Origin of the sequence: Luteimonas terrae (assembly GCF_004358165.1) — a bacterium.
GTDB lineage: Bacteria > Pseudomonadota > Gammaproteobacteria > Xanthomonadales > Xanthomonadaceae > Luteimonas > Luteimonas terrae.
The window spans coordinates 673379-693372 of record NZ_SMTG01000002.1 but is presented as its reverse complement, the minus strand read 5'-3'; the positions used below and the strand labels follow the sequence as shown (position 1 = coordinate 693372).

The window sequence follows — 19994 nt, the reverse complement described above, 5'->3', positions numbered from 1 at the left end:
TCAGGTCCGGGCGTTGCGACTCAGCGACGGTCGAACGAGAGGCGGTAATTGCCGCCGGTATCGCCGTCGACCGACGACGACTCGATGACGTAGGTGCCCGTCTCGAGACGCTGGACGATGCGGGCGTTCAACGCGCCGCCGCCATCGTCGTCGCTGGCGATCTCGTTGCCGTCGCGGGTCAGGCGCAGATAGCTGTCGATGTCGTCGGAGTCCATCGCGATCGTGTACTCGCCGGCGCTGCGCACCGACACCGTCCAGCGATCGGTCATGCCCGGCAGCAGGTTGGCGGTCGTCGGCCGCCCGACCGGCAGCGTGCCGCCGCCCGCACCTTCGGGCACTTCGGTGGCCGCGAGCGCCAGCGTGTACAGACCGGCGCCGGCCGAGGCCGCATCGGCGCGCAGCGTGTAGGTGCCCGGCTCGAGCAGCAGCGAGATGCGCGCGTCGAGATTGTCGCCGCCGTCGTCGTCGGTCTTCTCGACGCCGTTGCCCGACAGGTGCAGCAGCGGGTCGATCTCTTCGCTGCGCATGTCGATGCGCACCACGCGGCGCGCCGGCAGCGTGAAGGTGTACGGATGCGCCGTGCCCTCGTAGAGGCCGGTGACCGTGCCACCGACGGTCAGCTCGCCGCCCTCGCGCAGGCCGCCCGGCGGCAGTTCGCGGGTCGCCACGCGGATCTGGTACATGCCGTTGACGCGTTCGCTGCCGTAGCCCTCGGCCGTCAGCGTGTAGGTGCCGGGGGTGAGCCGCGCGCTGATGCGGGCGTTGCTGCCCTCGCCGCCGTCGTCGTTGCTCAGCGACGTGCCGGGGCCGTCGAGCTTGAGCACCGCGTCGAAATCGTCGGACAGCATGTCGATGGTGTAGAAGCCGGCCTCGTCGATCTGCAGCGGCAGCTGGCGCCTGGAATCGGTCCAGTCGCTGATCGATGCGCCCACCTTCAGCGTCTCGCCGCCGTAGGCTTCGATCGCCGCGGCCTGCAGCGTGAAGGGTCCATAGGACGAGGCATCGACGCCGCTGACGGCGATGGTGTAGCTGCCGGCGCGCTTGGCGCGGATCACCATCGATGCGACCTCCGAATGCGCGTTCGACGCGCCGACGAGATCGCCCCCCTGGAACGCGGTCAGGCGGCCACGCAGCGCGCCTTCGAGCTTGAACTGCGCCACCTGGCCTTCTCGCAGATCGACGCGGTAGAGCTGGCTGCGCGAGCCGTCCTGGTGGTTGAGGCTGGACCGGCTGGTGATTTCGCCGCGGCGCTCGCCGCCGAGCGTCACCGGTTCGGGGTCGGCCGCGGTTGCATGCAGCGCGGGCGCCATGGCCAGCGCGATCGCGAGAGCCAGCGTGTGGACAGTCTTCAAGAACTTCTCCCTGTGCCGAAGTGGGCAGCCATGCGGGGGACAAGGCCGCGAACGGGCCGCTTGCGCGGTGGCCTATTCTGCATCCGCATTCACGTTTGCGCACGTGCGCGGCGGGCCGAAACTCAGGCGATGGCCAGGGCTTCCCGGTGTTCGACGACCAGCTGGACGGCATCGCCGCCACGGTAGTCGTCCGGCGCCAGACGGTAGACGACGCGCTCGCGCGCGGACGGTGCGATCTCGCGCCACCCACCGAAGTGGATCGCCGACAGCGGCCGCGGATGCCCGTCGAGCCGCAGCGTAAGTTTCAGATGCCGGCTGCCGACGATCTTCCAGTCGACGACCGCGAACTCCCCGTCGAACAGCGGCTCGGGGAAGCCCTGCCCCCACGGCCCGGCGTCACGCAGATGCGCCGCATGCACGATGTCGAACTCCTCGCCGCGCAGCGCGCCGTCGGTGAGCAGCTCCGCGCGCAGCAGCGCGGGATCGAGCATGCGGTCCACGGCTTCGCCGAACGCCGCGGCAAACGCATCGAAGCGATCGCGCTGCAACGTGAGGCCCGCGGCCATCGCATGGCCGCCGAAACGTTCGATCAGCTGCGGATGCGCCACGTCGACCGCCGCCAGCACGTCACGGATGTGCAGGCCGGGGATCGAACGCGCCGAGCCGCGCAGCTGCTCGCTGTCGGGTTCGGCCGGCGCGAAGGCGATCACCGGCCGGTGCAGCATGTCCTTCATCTTCGAGGCGACCAGACCGACCACGCCCGGATGCCAGTCGGCATCGAACAGGCACACGCCGGCGCCGGCCGGCTCGACCGGCGTGCGTCGGGCGACCGCGGCCTCGGCGTCGTCGAGCATCGACTGCTGCACGGCGCGACGTTCGGCGTTGATCTGGTGCAGCGTGTCGGCGAGTTCGCGCGCATGCGCGGCATCGTCGCTGAGCAGGCACTCGATGCCGATCGCCATGTCTTCCAGACGTCCGGCGGCATTGATGCGCGGACCGATCGCGAAGCCGATGTCGGCCGCGGTCAGGCGCGCGGCCTCGCGGCCGGAAATCTCGATCAGTGCCTGCAGACCGGTGCAGCCGCGCCGGCTGCGCAGGCGGCGCAGGCCGGCCGACACCAGGGCGCGGTTGTTCGCATCCAGCGGCACCAGATCGGCCACGGTGCCGACCGCGACAAGGTCGAGCAGGCTGCCGAGATCGGCCTCGGCCGCGCGTGTATCGCCCTGCCCGCGCAGCCGCGCGCGCAGCGCCATCAGCACGTAGAAGATCACGCCCACGCCGGCCAGCACCTTGCTCGGGAACGTGTCGCCCGGCTGGTTCGGATTGACGATCGCATCGGCGCCCGGCAACGCGTCGCCGGGCAGATGATGGTCGGTCACCAGCACGCGCCAGCCCAGCGCCTTCGCAGCCCGGATACCGGCATGGCAGGCGATACCGTGATCCACGGTCACCAGCAGCGACGGCGACAGGTGCGCCAGCGATTCGACCAGCGCGGGCGACAGGCCGTAACCGTGCGTCACCCGGTTGGGTACCGCATGCACGATGTCGCGCGCGCCGAGCATGCGCAGGCCGCGCACCGCGACTGCGCACGCCGTCGCGCCGTCGCAGTCGAAATCGCCGACGACGAGGATGCGTTCTCCGCTGGCGATCGCATCGGCGAGCAGCGCGGTGGCCGCGTCGATGTTCGACAGCCCGTCGGGCGGCAGCAGCTGCGCAAGCTTCGGCTGCGCACTCGCCAGATCGTGCGCACCGCGGCCGGCGTAGATCCGGCGCAACAGCGGCGGCACCGTCGACGGCCAGCCCTCGCCGACCACGGATTCGCGGCGACGGATGGTCGGTGCCTGCCGGCTCATGCGTCGCGCTCGGGCGTCGGTGGCACCCATGCGCTGCGCCACAGGCGCAGACGATGCCAGCGGCGCAGCGTCCGCACGCACCCGTCTTCGTCGTCGAGCACCAGGGTGGCAATCCGCCCGGCCGCCAGCGCCGCGAGCGCCGGCCGCAACCAGTCGTCCTGCAGCCGGCGCAGGTCGCGCATGCCGACGAGGTCGAACAGCGCCGCATCGCGCACATCCGGCCACGCCGCCGGCAGCGGTCCGGCCGACGCGGAGATCGACGCCAGTGCGTACAAAGTGGCGTCATCGGAGCACACGCTGGCATGTCGGCTGTGGGTGTCCGTGCGTGCATCGGGCAGCGTGCCGCCACCCCAGAACCACAGTGCATTGACCGGCGGCTTGCCGGCCGCCGCACGCGTCGCGTTCCAGGGATGGTTGTGCAACAGGATCTGCGCCTCGTTGCCGAGCGCACGCCAGCGGCGCGCATCGACACCGCCGTCCTCGTGTTCGGCCAGATCGGTGCCGAGCGCTTCGGACGGATCGGGGAACGCGGGAAAACGGGTGTCAGCCGGCAGGCGCAGGTACCAGCGCGTCGGCGACGGCGCGTCCAGTACCAGACCGGACTCGGCGAACATCGCCTGCAGGTCGGGCAGCAAGGCCTCGACATCTGCAGTCGTCATGCCGAGCGTGTCGCCGTGGCCCATCAGGCGTACGCCGTTGATGTCGGGACGCAACCACGCGGGGTCGGCCCGCAACCAGGCATCGCCGCCCGCTGCAGCATCGCCCACATCGACCTGTCGCGACAACGCCGCGAGCGGCCAGCTGCCCTCGGGCAGATCGACATGACGCGCCAGCTGGGCACGGCGGCCGGCCGCCTGCAGATCGACATCCGCACGGCCAAGCGCGCGCGCGATGTCCTGCTGCCAGCGTTGCGCGCCGAAGCGCGCGGCTGCGGGCAGCAGGAAGGTGGCCGCGCTCATCGACTCAGCCGATGTACTCGACGCTGACGATGTCGTACTCGCGCGAACCGCCGGGCGCATCGATGCTGATGCTGTCGCCTTCGTGCTTGCCGATCATGGCGCGCGCGACCGGCGAGGAAATCGCGATCAGGCCCTGCTTGATGTCGGCTTCGAGGTCACCGACGATCTGGTAGCGCTTCTCTTCGTCGGTCTCGCTGTCGGCGATGACGACCGTCGCGCCGAACACCACCTTGTCGCCGGCATTGAGCTTGGCGACGTCGATCAGATCGGCATGCGACAGCTCGCCCTCGAGCTGCTTGATGCGGCCTTCGATGAAGCTCTGCTGTTCGCGGGCGGCGTGGTACTCGGCGTTTTCCTTGAGATCGCCGTGGGCACGCGCCTCGGAGATCGCTTCGATCACCGCCGGGCGCTTGACCGACTTCAGTTCTTCGAGTTCTTCGCGCAGGCGCTGGGCGCCGCGCAGGGTCATGGGTGCACGCATGGAATGACTCCTGTCAGTTCGTGGCTGCCGCGCCGTCGAGCTGCGCGTGCAGTTCCTGCAGCGCCCAGACCGGGCCGCTGCCGCGGAATTCGAGGGAATGCAGCAGCGCCTTCGCACCGGCGACGGTAGTCGAATAGGTCACGCGGTGCTGCAGCGCCTCGCGGCGGATCGAGAACGAGTCGGCGATCGCCTGCTTGCCCTCGGTGGTGTTGACGATGTACGCGATCTCGCCGTTCTTGATCAGGTCGACGACGTGCGGACGGCCTTCGACGACCTTGTTGACCAGCTCGCACTCGATGCCGTGCTCGCGCAGCCACGCACCGGTACCGGCGGTCGCGACGATCGAGTAGCCGCGGGCGATGATGTCGCGGGCCACCGGCAACACGCGCTTCTTGTCCGGATCGCGCACCGAGACGAACACCTTGCCGCTGGTCGGTGGTGTCTTGATGCTCGCCGCTTCCTGCGCACGCGCGAACGCGGCGCCGAAGCTCTCGCCCACGCCCATGACCTCGCCGGTCGAGCGCATTTCAGGGCCCAGGATCGGATCGACGTTCTGGAACTTGGCGAACGGGAAGATCGCTTCCTTGACCGAGTAGTAGGACGGCACGATTTCCTTCGTCGCGCCCTGCTCGGCCAGCGTCTTGCCGGCCATGCAGCGCGCCGAGATCTTCGCCAGCGGCTTGCCGATCGCCTTGGACACGAACGGCACGGTGCGCGAGGCACGCGGGTTCACTTCCAGCAGGTAGATCGTCTCCTCACCCTCGTCACTGGTCTGCACCGCGAACTGGGTGTTCATCAGGCCGACGACCTTGAGCTTGCGCGCAAGCGCCACGACCTGTTCGCGCAGGCGGGCCTGCACGTCGTCGGACAGCGAGTACGGCGGCAGCGAGCAGGACGAATCGCCCGAATGCACGCCGGCTTCCTCGATGTGCTCCATGACGCCGCCGATCAGCACGTTGCCTTCACGATCGGCGATCACGTCGATGTCCACTTCGACCGCGTTGTCGAGGAAGCGGTCGAGCAGTACCGGCGAGTCGTTGGAGACCTTGACCGCATCGCGCATGTAGCGCGCGAGGTCGGCATCGGCGTGCACGACTTCCATCGCGCGGCCGCCGAGCACGTAGCTCGGGCGCACGACCAGCGGATAGCCGATCTCGCGCGCCAGCACCAGCGCTTCCTCTGGATTGCGCGCGGTGCGGTTCGGCGGCTGCTTGAGGCCCAGTTCGTCGACCAGCTTCTGGAAACGCTCGCGGTCTTCGGCCAGATCGATCGAGTCGGGCGAGGTGCCGATGATCGGCACGCCGTTGGCTTCAAGCGCACGCGCGAGCTTGAGCGGCGTCTGGCCGCCGTACTGCACGATCACGCCCTTGGGCTTCTCGACCTCGACGATCTCCAGCACGTCTTCGAGGGTGAGCGGTTCGAAGTACAGGCGGTCGGAAGTGTCGTAATCGGTCGATACGGTTTCCGGGTTGCAGTTGACCATGATGGTCTCGTACCCGTCCTCGCGCAGCGCGAGTGCCGCATGCACGCAGCAATAGTCGAACTCGATGCCCTGGCCGATGCGGTTGGGACCGCCACCGAGCACCATAATCTTGTCGCGACCGGTCGGCTGCGCTTCGCACTCGTCCTCGTAGGTCGAGTACAGATACGCGGTGTCGGTCGCGAATTCGGCAGCGCAGGAGTCGACGCGCTTGTAGACCGGACGCACGCCGAAGGCGCGACGCAGGGCGCGGATCGCCTGCTCGTCGGTACCGAGCAGCTGCGACAGGCGTGCATCGGAGAAGCCCTGGCGCTTGAGCGCGCGCAGGCGGGTCCTGTCGAGCGCGTCGATACCGGCGGCGGCGACGGCGTTCTCGGTCGCGATCAGCTCCTCGATCTGGTCGAGGAACCACGGATCGACATAGGACAGGCCGTAGACATCCTCGACCGACAGACCGGCGCGGAAGGCATCGGCCAGGAAGAACAGACGTTCCGGACCGGGCTCGCGCACTTCGCGGCGCAGCGTCGCCATGTCGTCGTCGCTGGTCAGATCGAGACCGGTGGGGTCGAAGCCGACCTTGCCGGTTTCCAGCCCACGCAGCGCCTTCTGCATCGATTCCTGGAAGGTGCGGCCCATCGCCATGACTTCGCCGACCGACTTCATCTGCGTGGTCAGGCGCGCATCGGCGGCCGGGAACTTCTCGAACGCGAAGCGCGGAATCTTGGTGACGACGTAGTCGATCGACGGCTCGAACGAGGCCGGGGTCTTGCCGCCGGTGATCTCGTTCTTGAGTTCGTCAAGCGTGTAGCCGACGGCCAGCTTCGCCGCGACCTTGGCGATCGGAAAGCCCGTGGCCTTCGAGGCCAGCGCCGACGAACGCGACACGCGCGGGTTCATCTCGATCACGACCACGCGGCCGGTGGTCGGGCTGATGCCGAACTGCACGTTCGAGCCGCCGGTGTCGACGCCGATCTTGCGCAGCACCGCGATCGAGGCGTTGCGCAGGCGCTGGTATTCCTTGTCGGTCAGGGTCTGCGCCGGCGCGACGGTGATCGAGTCGCCGGTGTGCACGCCCATCGGATCGAGGTTCTCGATCGAGCAGACGATGATGCAGTTGTCCGCGGTGTCGCGGACCACTTCCATCTCGAACTCCTTCCAGCCCAGCACCGATTCCTCGACCAGCACTTCGGTGGTCGGCGAGAGTTCGAGGCCGCGGTTGACGATCTCGACCAGCTCCTCGCGGTTGTAGGCGATGCCGCCGCCCGAACCCCCGAGCGTGAAACTCGGACGGATGATGGTCGGATACCCGACGCGGGTCTGGATGTCGAGCGCTTCTTCCAGCGTGTGCGCGACTTCGGCCTTCGGGCATTCCAGGCCGATCTCGCCCATCGCCACGCGGAACAGCTCGCGGTCTTCGGCCATGCGGATCGCGTCGCGCTTGGCGCCGATCAGCTCGACGCCGTACTTCTCGAGCACGCCGTGGTCGGCAAGATCGAGCGCGCAGTTGAGCGCGGTCTGGCCGCCCATCGTCGGCAGCAGCGCGTCGGGCTTCTCCTTGGCGATGATCTTCTCGACCGTCTGCCAGTTGATCGGCTCGATGTAGACCGCGTCGGCGGTCTCCGGGTCGGTCATGATCGTCGCCGGATTGCTGTTGACCAGCACCACGCGATAACCCTCCTCGCGCAGCGCCTTGCACGCCTGCGCGCCGGAATAGTCGAACTCGCAGGCCTGGCCGATGACGATCGGGCCGGCGCCGATGATGAGGATGGTCTGGATGTCGGTGCGCTTTGGCATGTCAACGCGCCTCCATCAGCGCAACGAACTTGTCGAACAGCGGGGCCACGTCGTGCGGGCCGGGGCTCGCCTCCGGATGGCCCTGGAACGAGAACGCGGGGGCGTCGGTCAGGGCGATGCCCTGGTTGGTGCCGTCGAACAGCGAACGGTGGGTCACGCGCACGTTGGCCGGCAGCGTGGCCTCGTCGACCGCGAAGCCGTGGTTCTGCGAGGTGATCATCACGCGGCCGCCGTCGAGGTCCTGCACCGGATGGTTCGCGCCGTGGTGGCCGTGCGGCATCTTCAACGTCTGCGCGCCAGCGGCCAGCGCCAGCAGCTGGTGGCCCAGGCAGATGCCGAAGGTCGGAATTTTCGCGTCGAGAAAAGCGCGGATCGCGTCGATCGCATAATCGCAGGGCGCCGGATCGCCAGGGCCGTTGGACAGGAACACGCCATCGGGCTCGAGCGCCAGCACGTCGGCGGCGGACGTCTGCGCCGGCACCACCGTCAGTTCGCAGCCGCGCTCGGCGAGCATGCGCAGGATGTTGGTCTTCACCCCATAGTCGTAAGCCACGACCTTGAACTTCGCCTGTGCCTGCACGAAGGCGTTCGCGTCGAGATCGAGCTGGCCGTCGGTCCAGCCGTAACGCTCGGTCGTGCTGACGACCTTCGCCAGATCCATGCCCTTCAGGCCCGGGAACTTGCGCGCCGCTTCGAGCGCCTGCTCGACATCGACATCGCCCGCCATCACCGCACCGTTCATCGACCCGCGGTCGCGCAGCAGGCGCGTCAGCTTGCGGGTGTCGATCTCGGAGATCGCGACCACGCCACGTGCGCGCAGCCACTCGGGCAGCGACGCTTCGCTGCGCCAGTTGCTCGGGCGGCGCGGCACGTTGCGGACGATCAGGCCGGCCGACCAGATCTTCGACGCTTCGTCGTCCTGGTCGGTGCAACCGGTGTTGCCGATGTGCGGATAGGTCAGCGTCACCAGCTGGCGCGCGTAGGAAGGATCGGTCAACACTTCCTGGTAACCGGTCATCGCGGTGTTGAACACCACTTCGCCGACCGACAGGCCGGGGGCACCCACGGAAACGCCCTCGAACACGGTGCCGTCTTCAAGGACGAGGATTGCGGAATCTGTCACGAGGTCTTCGCCTACGTCAGGTTGCAGGAAACCGCCAGAGCGGTGGAAACCGGTCCGGGGGTCTGGGGGTTCAGGCGAGCGGGAATTGTACGGGTCCGACCCGTTCAGCGCCAGCGATCGGCACACTGCATTCAGCGGAACGGGCGACAGTTCAGGCGAGCGCGGACACCAGCAGGTCGGCGATCGTGTGGCGTCCTGGCGCGCGTCCGGGCAGCCGCGTGGCCACATGCAGCGCGCCCCCGGCGAAGATGTCGCGATTGGTCGCGCGATGCACCAGCTCCACACGTTCGCCGATTCCGGTGAACTGGACCAGATGCTCGCCGACGATGTCGCCGGCGCGGATCGAGGCGTAATGCGGATCCGCGCCTTGCCCGGCCGCAGCCTCGCCGAGCGTCAGCGCGGTGCCCGAGGGCGCATCCACCTTGCGCGTGTGATGCGATTCGACGATGTCGCAATCCCATCCGGGCAACAGCGCCGCAGCGCGCGCGACCAGATCCTGCAGCACCGCGACACCGAGACTGAAGTTGGACGCCCACAACACCGGAATCGTCGCCGCGGCGGCGTAGAGCGCCGCGCGCTGTCCATCGTCCAGGCCGGTGGTGCCCGAGACCAGCGCCGCCTTGCGCTTGACGCAGGTCGCCAGCAGCACGTCGAAGCCTTCCGGCAGGCTGAAGTCGATGGCCACGTCGAACTCCGGTACGCCGCCGAGCTCGGACGCACCGAAGTACGGCACGCCGTCGACGACCCGCTGCTTCGGTGCGCGGCCGGACACCGCGGCGACGACGTGCAGATCGTCGCGGCCGGCTGCCAGCCGCAGTAGCACCTGGCCCATGCGGCCGGAGGCGCCGTGGATCAACACGCGCGGCCGCACGCTCATGCGCGCACCGCCGGCGCGGCTCGACGAACACAGGGACTGGACGGAACGGTGTCTGCGTGCATGCCGGCATTCTAGCGATGCCGCGGCGCGGCTGTGCGGCATCGCGCCTGGCGCGGGCACCGACGGCGCGGTTGTCGTGCATCACGCACGCGATGCACCGCGTGGCGCTCGCCACGTTGCCGATCGGCGACGTCGCGCTGCAGGACCTATCGTGCAGAAGCGAATCACCTCGCGAATCGATTCGCGATGCAGTGTTCCATGGAAGGCCCATCGCATGCCTGCGCGGCACGCGTGCGGCGGCGCAGGCACCGACGCTTGCGCAGGTCAATGCCTGCTTCGACACGCTTGCGCGCCGCTGGCGAGAATTTGACCAGCCATGCGCGCGCCGCTTGCCGTGCGGTTTCGCGTCGCTTGTCCACAGACTTGTCATCGGATCATCCACAGTCCCTGTGGATGACGCGCCCGCTAGCGGCCTGCGTCGACGCAGTCAAACGTGCGCGATGGCCGGCACGCCGGTTGCGCGAACCGGAACGCGCTCGCGCGTCCGTCGATGCGCGATGGCGTGCGCGGGTCAAGCAGTCTCCGCAGCCGGCATAGCGCAGGTGGCGAAAAAACCACCGCGGATTGCGCGGGCCGCTGCGACGCGGCGCGCGCGGCTTATCCACATGTTTGTCATCAGACCATCCACATCCCGTGTGGACAGTGCGCCGGCTAGGCGAGCAGCGCGGGCGCGTCAAGCGCCATACCGCGCGAAATCCCGTTATGACGCCGTTCGTAGATGGCGGCGGCCGCGGCATGGCCCACCGGTCGATGTGCCGGCGGTCACGCTGGCGATGCAATGACCAGCGGACCGCGTGCCAGTGCGGACATGCACTTGGCACGCCTATCCACAAGATTGTCGACAGGCCATCCACATGTCCTGTGGATGGGTGAGACCTGCATCGGCAAGTCCTCGAACCCAAGGTCCAGTTGGCAGAAACACGAACGCCCGGCATTGCCGGGCGTCGTGCATCACACAATTGCGCGGTTCAGGACGTCATGCGCTCCCAGAAGCCCTTGACCCCGTCCATGAAGGTGCTGGACTTGGGCGAATGCCGGCGCGCGTTCTCGCCGGTGAACGTGGTCTCGAACTTCTCGAGGATCTCGCGCTGCTCGGCGGTGAGATTGACCGGTGTCTCGACGACGATCTTGCAGTACAGGTCGCCCGGCCCTCGGCTGCGCACCGATTTGACGCCCTTGTCGCGCAGGCGGAACACCTTGCCGGTCTGGGTCTCCGACGGCACGCGGATCTCGGCTTCTCCGCCCAGGGTGGGCACGCGCACCGTGTCGCCCAGCGCGGCCTGCGAAATGCGCACCGGCACTTCGCAATGCAGGTCGTCGCCGTCGCGCTGGAAGATCGCATGCGGGCGCACACGCACTTCGACGTAGAGATCACCGGGCGGCGAACCGGCAGGACCCGCCTCGCCCTCGCCCGCCAGCCGGATGCGGTCGCCGGTGTCGACGCCTGCAGGCACCTTCACCGAAAGCACCTTCTCGTCTTCGACGCGGCCCGCGCCGTGGCAGGTCTTGCAGGGCTTGGCGATGATCTGACCCTGGCCGTCGCAGTGCGGACAGGCCTGCTGCATCGTGAAGATGCCGCGCTGCATGCGCACCTGGCCACGACCGGCGCAGGTCGAGCAGGTCTCGCGCTTGCCGTCTTCCGAACCGCTGCCGTCGCAGGTGTCGCATGCGGCGAGCGTAGGCAGCTCGACGCGCTTCTCGACACCGGCCACGGCGTCCTCGAGATCGAGCTCCATCACGTAGCCGACGTCGGCGCCGCGACGCGGACCACCGCGTCCGCCACCACCGAAGATGTTGCCGAAGATGTCGCCGAAGATGTCGCCCATGTCGGCGCCATGACCGAAGCCCGGGCCGGCGTTGCCGCCGCCCATGCCATGTTCGAACGCGGCGTGGCCGTGCTGGTCGTACATGCGGCGCTTGCCGCCGTCCGACAGCACCTCGTAGGCCTCCTTGCACTCCTTGAACGCGGCTTCCGCGGCGGCATCGCCTGGGTTGCGGTCAGGGTGGTGCTTCATCGCGCAGCGGCGATAGGCCTTCTTGAGTTCGTCCTCGGTGGCGCTGCGGCTGACGCCCAGCACTTCGTAGTAGTCGCGTTTGCTCATTGTTCTTCGCATCGGTCGGCCGCAATGCGGCCTGTGAGCGGTGACCCCGGAAGGCCGCCTGCAAGGCGTCGTGCCAGCCGTGGGCTGACGGCACGACGGGCGCCTCGCGCCCGTCGTGCACCGACACCTGACGTCGCTTGCGCGAACGCCTTACTTCTTCTCGTCGTCCTTGACCTCGGTGAACTCGGCGTCGACGACGTCGTCGGACCTGGGCGCATCGCCCGGGGCCGCACCGGCGTCACCCTGGCCCGCCGCACCGGCCGCTGCGAACAGCTGCTGGGCGACTTCCTCCAGGTGCTTGGACTTGGCTTCGATCTGGCCCTTGTCGTCGCCCTTCATCGCGGTTTCGACCTCGGCGATCGCGGCCTCGGCGTTGCCGATCACGTCACCCGGCACCTTGTCGCCGTTGTCCTTGATCGCGCTGCGGGTCGCGTGCACCAGCGCATCGGCCTGGTTGCGTGCGCCGACCAGCTCCTGGAACTTCTTGTCGTCCTCGCGATGCGCTTCGGCATCGGCGACCATCCGCGCGATCTCGTCGTCCGACAGGCCCGAGCCGGCCTTGATCTCGACCTTCTGTTCCTTGTTGGTCTTCTTGTCCTTGGCCGACACGTGCAGGATGCCGTTGGCGTCGATGTCGAACGACACCTCCACCTGCGGCATGCCGCGCGGCGCCGGGTCGATGCCGGTCAGGTCGAAGCGGGCCAGCGACTTGTTGAAGCGGGCCTGCTCGCGCTCGCCCTGCAGCACGTGCACGGTCACGGCCGACTGGTTGTCGTCGGCGGTCGAGAACGTCTGCGAGGCCTTGGTCGGGATGGTGGTGTTCTTCTCGATGATCTTGGTAAACACACCGCCCAGGGTCTCGATGCCGAGGCTCAGCGGGGTCACGTCGAGCAGCAGCACGTCCTTGACGTCACCGGCCAGCACGCCGCCCTGCACCGCCGCGCCGATCGCCACGGCCTCGTCCGGGTTCACGTCCTTGCGCGGCTCCTTGCCGAAGAAGTCGGCGACCGCCGCCTGCACCTTGGGCATGCGGGTCTGGCCACCGACGAGGATGACCTCGTTGATGTCCGAGCCGCGCAAGCCGGCATCGTTGAGCGCGATGCGGCAGGGTTCGATCGACTTCTTGATCAGGTCCTCGACCAGCGACTCGAGCTTGGCGCGGGTCAGCTTGATGTTGAGGTGCTTCGGACCCGACGCATCGGCGGTGACGTACGGCAGGTTCACTTCGGTCTGCTGCGAGGACGACAGTTCGATCTTCGCGCGCTCGGCCGCATCCTTCAGGCGCTGCAGCGCCAGCGGATCCTTGCGCAGGTCGATGCCCTGGTCTTTGTTGAACTCCTCGACGAGGTAATCGATGACGCGCGCGTCGAAGTCTTCGCCGCCCAGGAACGTGTCGCCGTTGGTGGCCAGCACTTCGAACTGCTTCTCGCCGTCGACTTCGGCGATCTCGATGATCGACACGTCGAAGGTGCCGCCGCCGAGGTCGTACACGGCGATCTTGCGGTCACCGCCCGACTTGTCGAGGCCGTAAGCCAGCGCGGCCGCGGTCGGCTCGTTGATGATGCGCTTGACGTCGAGACCGGCGATGCGGCCGGCGTCCTTGGTCGCCTGGCGCTGGCTGTCGTTGAAGTAGGCCGGCACCGTGATCACCGCTTCGGTGACCTTCTCGCCCAGGTAGTCCTCGGCGGTCTTCTTCATCTTCTCGAGGATGCGCGCGGAGACTTCCTGCGCCGACAGCTTCTTGCCGTCGCTGGTCGACACCCAGGCGTCGCCGTTGTCGTGCTCGAGGATCTTGTAGGGCACAAGGCCAATGTCCTTCTGGACCTCGGCATCCTTGAACTTGCGGCCGATCAGACGCTTGACCGCGAAGAAGGTGTTGTTGGGGTTGGTCACGGCCTGGCGCTTGGCCGACGCGCCCACCAGCACTTCGCCGTCCTTGGTGTAGGCGACGATCGACGGCGTGGTGCGGTCGCCTTCGCTGTTCTCGATGACCTTGGCCTTGCCGCCGTCCATGATCGCCACGCACGAATTGGTCGTGCCGAGGTCGATGCCGATGATCTTTGCCATTGCGGGGATTCCTCTGGGAAATGTGTTGTCTGGGTGACGGCGGGGCCGTCGATGCCGGATATCTGGGGACACGCAACACAGCGTTCAAGCGGTGTCGCGCATCGGAAACAGGGGCCGCGTCGCGGCCCGGCGGTCAGTCGGCCTTGGCGACGACGACCATGGCCGGGCGCAGCAGGCGCTCGTTGAGCAGGTAGCCCTTCTGGAACACCTGGGCGACGGCGCCCGGCGGCACGCCCGGCACCTCGACGATGCTCATCGCCTGGTGGTGCTCGGGGTTGAACACGTCACCCGGCGCCGGCGCGAGCGTCGACAGGCCGTTGGTCTCGGTCGCCTTCGTCAGCTCGCGCAGCGTCAGTTCTACGCCACTGCGCAGCGGATCGGTGTCGGAGGCACTGGCCAGGCCCGCCTCGAGCGCGTCGAACACCGGCACCAGCGCCGCGAGCAGGCGCTCATTGGCGAAGCGGCGGGCATTCTCGACTTCGCGGGCCAGGCGCTTGCGCTGGTTCTCCAGGTCGGCGCGCTCCAGCAGCACCTGGGCGCGCAGCTGCTCGAGTTCGGCGCTCAGGCGCTCGACCTGATCGGCCAGTTGCTGCTCGACCGGGGCCTGGGCCTCGCCGTCGACGTCGTGGAATTCGGGGGTCTGCTGCTCGTGCGGGTGCTGGGTCATGTCCGGTTCCGGGGCGGTCGTCTGGCCGCCGACGGCACCAGCTATGGGGCCGGCATCCCGCGATTCAAGACTCCGGATGCAAGGCGGCACCGAGCACGCTGGCGGTGGCCTGCACCACCGGGATCACCCGGTCGTAGGCCATGCGCGTGGGGCCGATCACGCCGAGCACGCCCAGGGTGCGCCCGCCTGCGCCATAGGGCGCGGTCACCAGCGACATGCCCTCCAGCGGCGCGAGGCCGGTTTCCTCTCCGATGAAGATGCGCACGCCCGGCGCGCGGATGGTGCGTTCGAGCAGCTGCAGGATCTCGCGCTTGCGGGCGAATGCCTCGAACAGCTCGCGGAGGCGGTCGAGGTCCGACAGGTCCTGCACGCCGATCAGCCGGTTCTGCCCGGCCAGCAGCATGTCGTCGTCGCCGGGCACCAGCGCCTGTTCGGCCAGCTCCATGGTCTGCGACAGCAGCGCTTCCATCTCGTCGCGGGCGTTGCGCAGTTCCTCGACGAGGGCGGTGCGGATGTCGCCCAGCGGACGGCCGACGAACTGCTGGTTGAGGTAGTTGGCGACACGTTCGAGTTCGGCGGTCTCGAAGCTGCGCCGGGTCTGGAAGATGCGGTTCTGCACCTCGTGGTCGGCGAAGACGATGATCGCCATCACCCGCTGGCCATCGAGCGGCACGAAATCGATGTGCCGGAACGCGAGCTGCTCGCGGCGTGGCACCGAGACCACGCCGACGAAATGGGTCATCGCCGACACGAGCTCCGATGCGCTGCCGAGCAGCGACTGCTGCCCGCCGATGGCGCCCAATTCGCCGCGCAGGCGTTCGAGCTCGGGCGCGCGCAGTGGTTTGACCTGCAGCAGCGAATCGACGAACACCCGGTAGCCCTGCGCGGTCGGGATGCGGCCGGCCGACGTGTGCGGCGAGGCCAGCAGACCGGCCTCTTCGAGATCGGACAGGATGTTGCGGATCGTCGCGGCGCTGACGTCCAGGCCCGCATGCCGCGCCAGGGTCTGCGAGCCGACCGGTTCGCCGTCGTGGATGTGCCGCGCGATCAGCGTGCGCAGCAGCTGGCGCGCGCGGGGGTCGAGCGGATGGCGGGCGTCGGACGACATGCAGGCGGTATACGGTTCCGCCCGGGGCGATGCAAGCGTGTTGCCGGATTCTCCGACGGTGAGACGAGGCGCGTGTATCCAGCAGTCCGCTCACACCCTCGCCATGCAGCAAGGCACAATCCGCACCCATGCTGACCCATCTCGCCATCCGCAATTTCGCCGTCGCCAGCCAGTCGGACCTGGAGTTCGGCACCGGCCTGACCGTCATTTCCGGCGAGACCGGCGCCGGCAAGTCGCTGCTGGTCGATGCCCTGGGCTTCCTGTCGGGCCAGCGCGCCGACAGCGGCATCGTGCGCCATGGCGCCGAGCGCGCCGAGCTGCACGCCGAGTTCTCGCTCGACGACGCGGCGCCCGCGCTGCGCTGGTTGCGCGACAACGAACTCGACGACAGCACGCTCGGTGATGGCCGGACCTGCCAGCTGCGCCGCACCCTGCGCGCCGATGGCGGTTCGCGCGCCTGGATCAACGGACGCCCGGCGACGATCGCCCAGCTCGGCGAACTGGCCGGTCATCTGGTCGAAATCCACGGCCAGCACGAGCACCAGGCCCTGCTCGCCCGCGGCAGCCAGCTCGCCCTGCTCGACGCGCAGGCCGGCAACGGCGCCCTGCTGGCCGATGTGCGCGCCGCCGCGCAGGCCTGGCGCGCACTCGCCGACGAGCGCGAGGCGCTGGCCGGGATCGGCGACGTCGGTGAGCGCCGCGACTGGCTGCGCCATCAGCTCTCCGAACTCGAGGACCAGGCGCTGGCTGCCGATGCGGTCGCCGATCTGTTCGCCAGCCACCGTCGCCATGCGAACGCTGCCGGGCTGATCCAGACCTGCGACACCGCGCTCGAACGCATGCGCGGCGAGGACGACTTCGGCCTGCCACAGGCGCTGCAGGCGCTGCGTCACGATCTGGGCCGGATGCGCGCGCACGAGCCGCGCCTGGGTGAAGTCGACGCGATGCTCGACGCCGCCGCGATCCAGCTCGACGAGGCCACGCGCCTGCTCGAACAGGTCCGCGACGATCTCGACATCGATCCCGACCAGCTCGCGACGCTCGAATCGCGCCTCGGCCGCCTGCACGAACTCGCGCGCAAGCATCGGGTCACACCCGAGGAACTGCTCGACGTGCAGACGCGGCTGTCGGACGAACTCGACCAGCTCGACGGCGCCGGCGAGCGCCTGCAGCAGCTCGACGGCGAAATCGAAGCAGCGTTCGCCCGCTGGCGCAGTGCGGCCGGAACACTCGGCACTGCGCGTCGCAAGGCCGCCAAGGCGCTGTCGTCGGCGACCACCGCGCTGATCCACGAACTGGGCATGGGTGGCGGCGTGTTCGAGGTCGCGATCGAGGCGATCGAGGCGACCCGTCCCGACCCGCAGGGCGCCGAGCGCGTGGAGTTCATGGTCTCGGCCAACGCCGGCCAGCCGCCGCGCGCGCTGCGCAAGGTCGCGTCCGGCGGCGAACTGTCGCGCATCTCGCTGGCGATCGAAGTCGCCGCGCTGGGCCACGATGCGGTGCCGACGATGGTGTTCGACGAAGTGGATTCGGGCATCGGCGGCGCGGTCGCCGACATCGTGGGCCGCAAGCTGCGCGCGCTCGGCGCCAGCCGCCAGGTGCTGTGCGTGACCCATCTGCCGCAGGTCGCGGCCAAGGGCCATGCGCATTACCGCGTGCACAAGGCCGCCAGCGAAGGCGCCACCGAGAGCCACGTCACCCGGCTCGACGAACGCGCGCGCGCCGAGGAGCTGGCGCGCATGCTCGGCGGCGTGGAGGTCAGCAAGGAAGCCCGCGCGGCCGCGCGCAAGCTGCTGGCGACCGCTGACGCATGAGCGCACGGCGCGTCGTCGAGCGCGCCTTCTGATCCGTTTGAGGGATGGCGGGCAGACGCCCGCCGGACGATCAGCGCTTCTTGCGCACGTAGAGCACCAGCGAGTGCTCTTCGAGGATATAGCCGTACTGCTCGGCGATCTGCCGCTGCAGGGCTTCGATCTCTTCGCTTTCGAACTCGATGATCTTGCCGCTGTCGACATCGACCATGTGGTCGTGGTGACCGCCGCGATCGAGTTCGTAGACCGCGTGGCCGCCTTCGAAATTGTGCTTGAGCACCAGGCCCGCGGCCTCGAACTGGGTGAGCACGCGATACACCGTGGCCAGACCGATCTCGTCGCCCTGCTCGAGCAGCTGGCGATAGATGTCTTCGGCGGTCATGTGCTGGCGCGGGGTGCGCTGTTCCAGCAGCTGCAGGATCCGCATCCGCGGATGGGTGACTTTCAGTCCTGCCTTGCGCAGGTCGAGCGATTCCATGGGCGTCTCCAGAACAGGCCGGGAAAAACGGGCCGGCGGTCCACTGGCGGTTGAACGCCAGCTGCCTGGATCGCGGTCGCGGCGTGGCGCGCAGTGTATCATCGGCCGGTCATTCCAGGCCGTTCCCAACGACATGCACAAGCTTCTCCTCGTACCGGTCCTCGCGCTCGCCACCGCCGGCTGCGGCGTGCTCTACAAGCAGCCGATCTACCAGGGCAACCTGATCGATGCATCGGCGGTCGAGCAGCTGCAGGTCGGCATGGGCAAGCCGCAGGTCGAGGCGCTGCTGGGCACGCCGTCGGTCGCCGACCCGTTCCATCACCAGCGCTGGGACTACACCGCGTCCGAGCGCGCCAACCGTCGCGGCCGCACCACGATCAAGAACTTCACCGTGTTCTTCGAGAACGATCAGGTGACGCGCTGGGAAGGCGACTACTTCCCGAAGCGTGACGCGGAACTGGCCGCTGAAATGCGCAAGTTCGGCAACCTGCCGCGCGAGAAGGGCAACCAGCGCCGCCGCTGATCCTGCTTCAGGCGCCGCGGCTGGCCGCGGCGCGGCGCCGACGCGCGTCCTTGGGGTCGGCCTGCAGGCCGGTCAGCAGTTCGAGCCGGTCGCCATCGCGCAAACGTGCATCGGGCTGCACGCGCACCCCGTACACCGCCTGCCCGGCAATGCCCTCGAGCGCGGCCGGTGCAAGTTGCCGCAGCATCGCCAGCGCATCGGCCACGCAGGCGCCATCCTGGAGTTGCAGCGCCCAGTCCTCGTGGCGGCCGGGCCAGGCCCGCACCGCACGGATGCCGATCACGGCGACTCGCGTTCGGCGACGCGGACGAAGTCGTCGACCATGCGGTCGGCGAGACCTTTGAACCCCAGCGTCAGCGCCGGCAGCATCAAGCGGCTCTGCGGCTCGAATTCCAGCAGCAGCGTGACCTTGCAGGCGTTCGCGTCCAGTGCGCGGAAGGTCCAGCGACCATGCAGGGACTTGAACGGGCCATCGCGCAGCTGCATGTCGATGGTCTCGGGCGCGGTGAGCGTGTTCTCGGTCGTGAACCAGGTGCGTAGTGCGCCGAGCCCCAGATCGAGGCGCGCGACCATGCGGGTGTCGGTGGCTTCCTGGATCTCCGCCGCATCGCACCAGGCGAAGCGGCGGGGATAGGCGGCGACATCGTTGACCAGCGCGTACATGCGCTCGGCGGGTTGCCCGACGAGGGCACTACGTTCGATCTTGGGCATGACTCGCCTGGGGAACCTTCTTCGCGGACAATGGACGGATGAGCAAGAAAAGCGGTGGCAGCAAGGGCAAGGATAAGGCAAACAGCACGGGCACCATCGCGCTGAACAAACGCGCGCGCCACGAATACCAGCTGGAAGACAAGTTCGAGGCCGGACTGGCGTTGCAGGGCTGGGAACTCAAGGCGATCCGCGCCGGTCGCGCCAACATCGGCGAAAGCTACGCGATGGTGCTCAAGGGCGAGCTGTTCCTGATCGGCGCGCAGATCACCCCGCTCACCCAGGCCTCGACCCATGTGATCGCCGACCCGCACCGCACGCGCAAGCTGCTGCTGCACAAGCGCGAGATCGACATGCTGATCGGCCGCGTGCAGCGCGACGGCTACACCATCGTGCCGACCGCGCTCTACTGGAAGGGCAACAAGGTCAAGGCCGAGATCGCACTGGCCAAGGGCAAGCAGAACCACGACAAGCGCAATGCCGAACGCGACAAGGACTGGCAGCGCGACAAGCAGCGCGCGATGCGGGCGCACAACCGGAACGCCTGAGCC

General features: G+C 68.4%; 17 protein-coding genes. 3 read left to right on the top strand and 14 right to left on the bottom strand.

All coding sequences use genetic code 11. The features are described 5' to 3' along the window. Positions 1–20: 20 nt before the first annotated feature. From E2F49_RS03445 to hrcA, 11 genes are all read right to left on the bottom strand, one after another. A complete protein-coding gene (locus E2F49_RS03445) occupies positions 21–1352 on the bottom strand; it encodes a hypothetical protein (RefSeq protein ID WP_133392615.1) in 1332 nt (443 codons plus the stop codon). Positions 1353–1474: 122 nt separating this feature from the next. Then, positions 1475–3205, bottom strand: a complete 1731-nt coding sequence (recJ, locus tag E2F49_RS03440; RefSeq protein WP_133392614.1) for a single-stranded-DNA-specific exonuclease RecJ — start codon at positions 3203–3205, stop codon at positions 1475–1477. Next, positions 3202–4164: a phosphoglycerate mutase gene (locus E2F49_RS03435; protein WP_133392613.1), complete on the bottom strand. Its 963-nt coding sequence runs from the start codon at positions 4162–4164 to the stop codon at positions 3202–3204. The genes recJ and E2F49_RS03435 overlap by 4 nt, the downstream gene beginning before the upstream one ends. A gap of 4 nt (positions 4165–4168) precedes the next feature. Beyond that, positions 4169–4645 carry a transcription elongation factor GreA gene (greA, locus tag E2F49_RS03430; protein WP_055247976.1) on the bottom strand — a complete coding sequence of 159 codons (477 nt, stop codon included), beginning with the start codon at positions 4643–4645 and terminating at the stop codon, positions 4169–4171. A 13-nt stretch (positions 4646–4658) separates the two neighbouring features. Next, positions 4659–7919, bottom strand: coding sequence for a carbamoyl-phosphate synthase large subunit (carB, locus tag E2F49_RS03425; protein ID WP_133392612.1), 3261 nt, complete (start codon positions 7917–7919; stop codon positions 4659–4661). A 1-nt stretch (position 7920) separates the two neighbouring features. Next, positions 7921–9042, bottom strand: coding sequence for a glutamine-hydrolyzing carbamoyl-phosphate synthase small subunit (carA, locus tag E2F49_RS03420; protein ID WP_133392611.1), 1122 nt, complete (start codon positions 9040–9042; stop codon positions 7921–7923). A gap of 151 nt (positions 9043–9193) precedes the next feature. After that, a complete protein-coding gene (gene dapB, locus E2F49_RS03415) occupies positions 9194–9919 on the bottom strand; it encodes a 4-hydroxy-tetrahydrodipicolinate reductase (RefSeq protein ID WP_133392610.1) in 726 nt (241 codons plus the stop codon). A 1028-nt stretch (positions 9920–10947) separates the two neighbouring features. After that, positions 10948–12081 (bottom strand): molecular chaperone DnaJ, encoded by a 1134-nt coding sequence (gene dnaJ, locus E2F49_RS03410; RefSeq protein ID WP_133392609.1) that lies wholly within the window; start codon positions 12079–12081, stop codon positions 10948–10950. A gap of 150 nt (positions 12082–12231) precedes the next feature. Beyond that, positions 12232–14148 (bottom strand): molecular chaperone DnaK, encoded by a 1917-nt coding sequence (dnaK, locus tag E2F49_RS03405; protein WP_133392608.1) that lies wholly within the window; start codon positions 14146–14148, stop codon positions 12232–12234. Positions 14149–14281: 133 nt separating this feature from the next. Continuing rightward, a complete protein-coding gene (gene grpE, locus E2F49_RS03400) occupies positions 14282–14815 on the bottom strand; it encodes a nucleotide exchange factor GrpE (RefSeq protein ID WP_055247965.1) in 534 nt (177 codons plus the stop codon). Between the two features lie 64 nt (positions 14816–14879). Next, a complete protein-coding gene (gene hrcA / locus E2F49_RS03395; protein WP_133392607.1) occupies positions 14880–15923 on the bottom strand; it encodes a heat-inducible transcriptional repressor HrcA in 1044 nt (347 codons plus the stop codon). 128 nt (positions 15924–16051) lie between these two features. Between hrcA and recN the strand changes: the two genes are divergently transcribed. Further along, on the top strand, positions 16052–17737 hold the full coding sequence (recN, locus tag E2F49_RS03390; RefSeq protein ID WP_133392606.1) for a DNA repair protein RecN: 1686 nt from the start codon (positions 16052–16054) through the stop codon (positions 17735–17737). A 70-nt stretch (positions 17738–17807) separates the two neighbouring features. Here the strand turns inward: recN and fur are convergent, their stop codons facing one another. After that, positions 17808–18212: a ferric iron uptake transcriptional regulator gene (gene fur / locus E2F49_RS03385; RefSeq protein ID WP_055247960.1), complete on the bottom strand. Its 405-nt coding sequence runs from the start codon at positions 18210–18212 to the stop codon at positions 17808–17810. Positions 18213–18345: 133 nt separating this feature from the next. On the opposite strand from fur, the gene E2F49_RS03380 reads away from it, so the two are divergent. Beyond that, on the top strand, positions 18346–18735 hold the full coding sequence (locus tag E2F49_RS03380) for an outer membrane protein assembly factor BamE (protein ID WP_133392605.1): 390 nt from the start codon (positions 18346–18348) through the stop codon (positions 18733–18735). Positions 18736–18742: 7 nt separating this feature from the next. On the opposite strand, the gene E2F49_RS03375 is transcribed toward E2F49_RS03380, so the two are convergent. Continuing rightward, positions 18743–19018: an RnfH family protein gene (locus E2F49_RS03375; protein ID WP_425481328.1), complete on the bottom strand. Its 276-nt coding sequence runs from the start codon at positions 19016–19018 to the stop codon at positions 18743–18745. Then, a complete protein-coding gene (locus E2F49_RS03370; RefSeq protein WP_055247954.1) occupies positions 19015–19446 on the bottom strand; it encodes a type II toxin-antitoxin system RatA family toxin in 432 nt (143 codons plus the stop codon). The genes E2F49_RS03375 and E2F49_RS03370 overlap by 4 nt, the downstream gene beginning before the upstream one ends. A gap of 38 nt (positions 19447–19484) precedes the next feature. On the opposite strand from E2F49_RS03370, the gene smpB reads away from it, so the two are divergent. Beyond that, positions 19485–19991, top strand: coding sequence for an SsrA-binding protein SmpB (gene smpB, locus E2F49_RS03365; RefSeq protein ID WP_055247952.1), 507 nt, complete (start codon positions 19485–19487; stop codon positions 19989–19991). Positions 19992–19994 lie beyond the last annotated feature (3 nt).

Excerpts from the sequence above, each read along its gene's own strand:
- recJ (WP_133392614.1), bottom strand. The coding sequence starts at position 3,205 with ATGAGCCGGCAGGCACCGACCATCCGTCGCCGCGAATCCGTGGTCGGC.
- greA (WP_055247976.1), bottom strand. The coding sequence starts at position 4,645 with ATGCGTGCACCCATGACCCTGCGCGGCGCCCAGCGCCTGCGCGAAGAA.
- hrcA (WP_133392607.1), bottom strand. The coding sequence starts at position 15,923 with ATGTCGTCCGACGCCCGCCATCCGCTCGACCCCCGCGCGCGCCAGCTG.
- recN (WP_133392606.1), top strand. The coding sequence starts at position 16,052 with ATGCTGACCCATCTCGCCATCCGCAATTTCGCCGTCGCCAGCCAGTCG.
- dapB (WP_133392610.1), bottom strand. The coding sequence starts at position 9,919 with ATGAGCGTGCGGCCGCGCGTGTTGATCCACGGCGCCTCCGGCCGCATG.
- fur (WP_055247960.1), bottom strand. The coding sequence starts at position 18,212 with ATGGAATCGCTCGACCTGCGCAAGGCAGGACTGAAAGTCACCCATCCG.
- dnaJ (WP_133392609.1), bottom strand. The coding sequence starts at position 12,081 with ATGAGCAAACGCGACTACTACGAAGTGCTGGGCGTCAGCCGCAGCGCC.
- E2F49_RS03370 (WP_055247954.1), bottom strand. The coding sequence starts at position 19,446 with ATGCCCAAGATCGAACGTAGTGCCCTCGTCGGGCAACCCGCCGAGCGC.
- carB (WP_133392612.1), bottom strand. The coding sequence starts at position 7,919 with ATGCCAAAGCGCACCGACATCCAGACCATCCTCATCATCGGCGCCGGC.
- dnaK (WP_133392608.1), bottom strand. The coding sequence starts at position 14,148 with ATGGCAAAGATCATCGGCATCGACCTCGGCACGACCAATTCGTGCGTG.
- smpB (WP_055247952.1), top strand. The coding sequence starts at position 19,485 with ATGAGCAAGAAAAGCGGTGGCAGCAAGGGCAAGGATAAGGCAAACAGC.
- grpE (WP_055247965.1), bottom strand. The coding sequence starts at position 14,815 with ATGACCCAGCACCCGCACGAGCAGCAGACCCCCGAATTCCACGACGTC.
- E2F49_RS03435 (WP_133392613.1), bottom strand. The coding sequence starts at position 4,164 with ATGAGCGCGGCCACCTTCCTGCTGCCCGCAGCCGCGCGCTTCGGCGCG.
- E2F49_RS03380 (WP_133392605.1), top strand. The coding sequence starts at position 18,346 with ATGCACAAGCTTCTCCTCGTACCGGTCCTCGCGCTCGCCACCGCCGGC.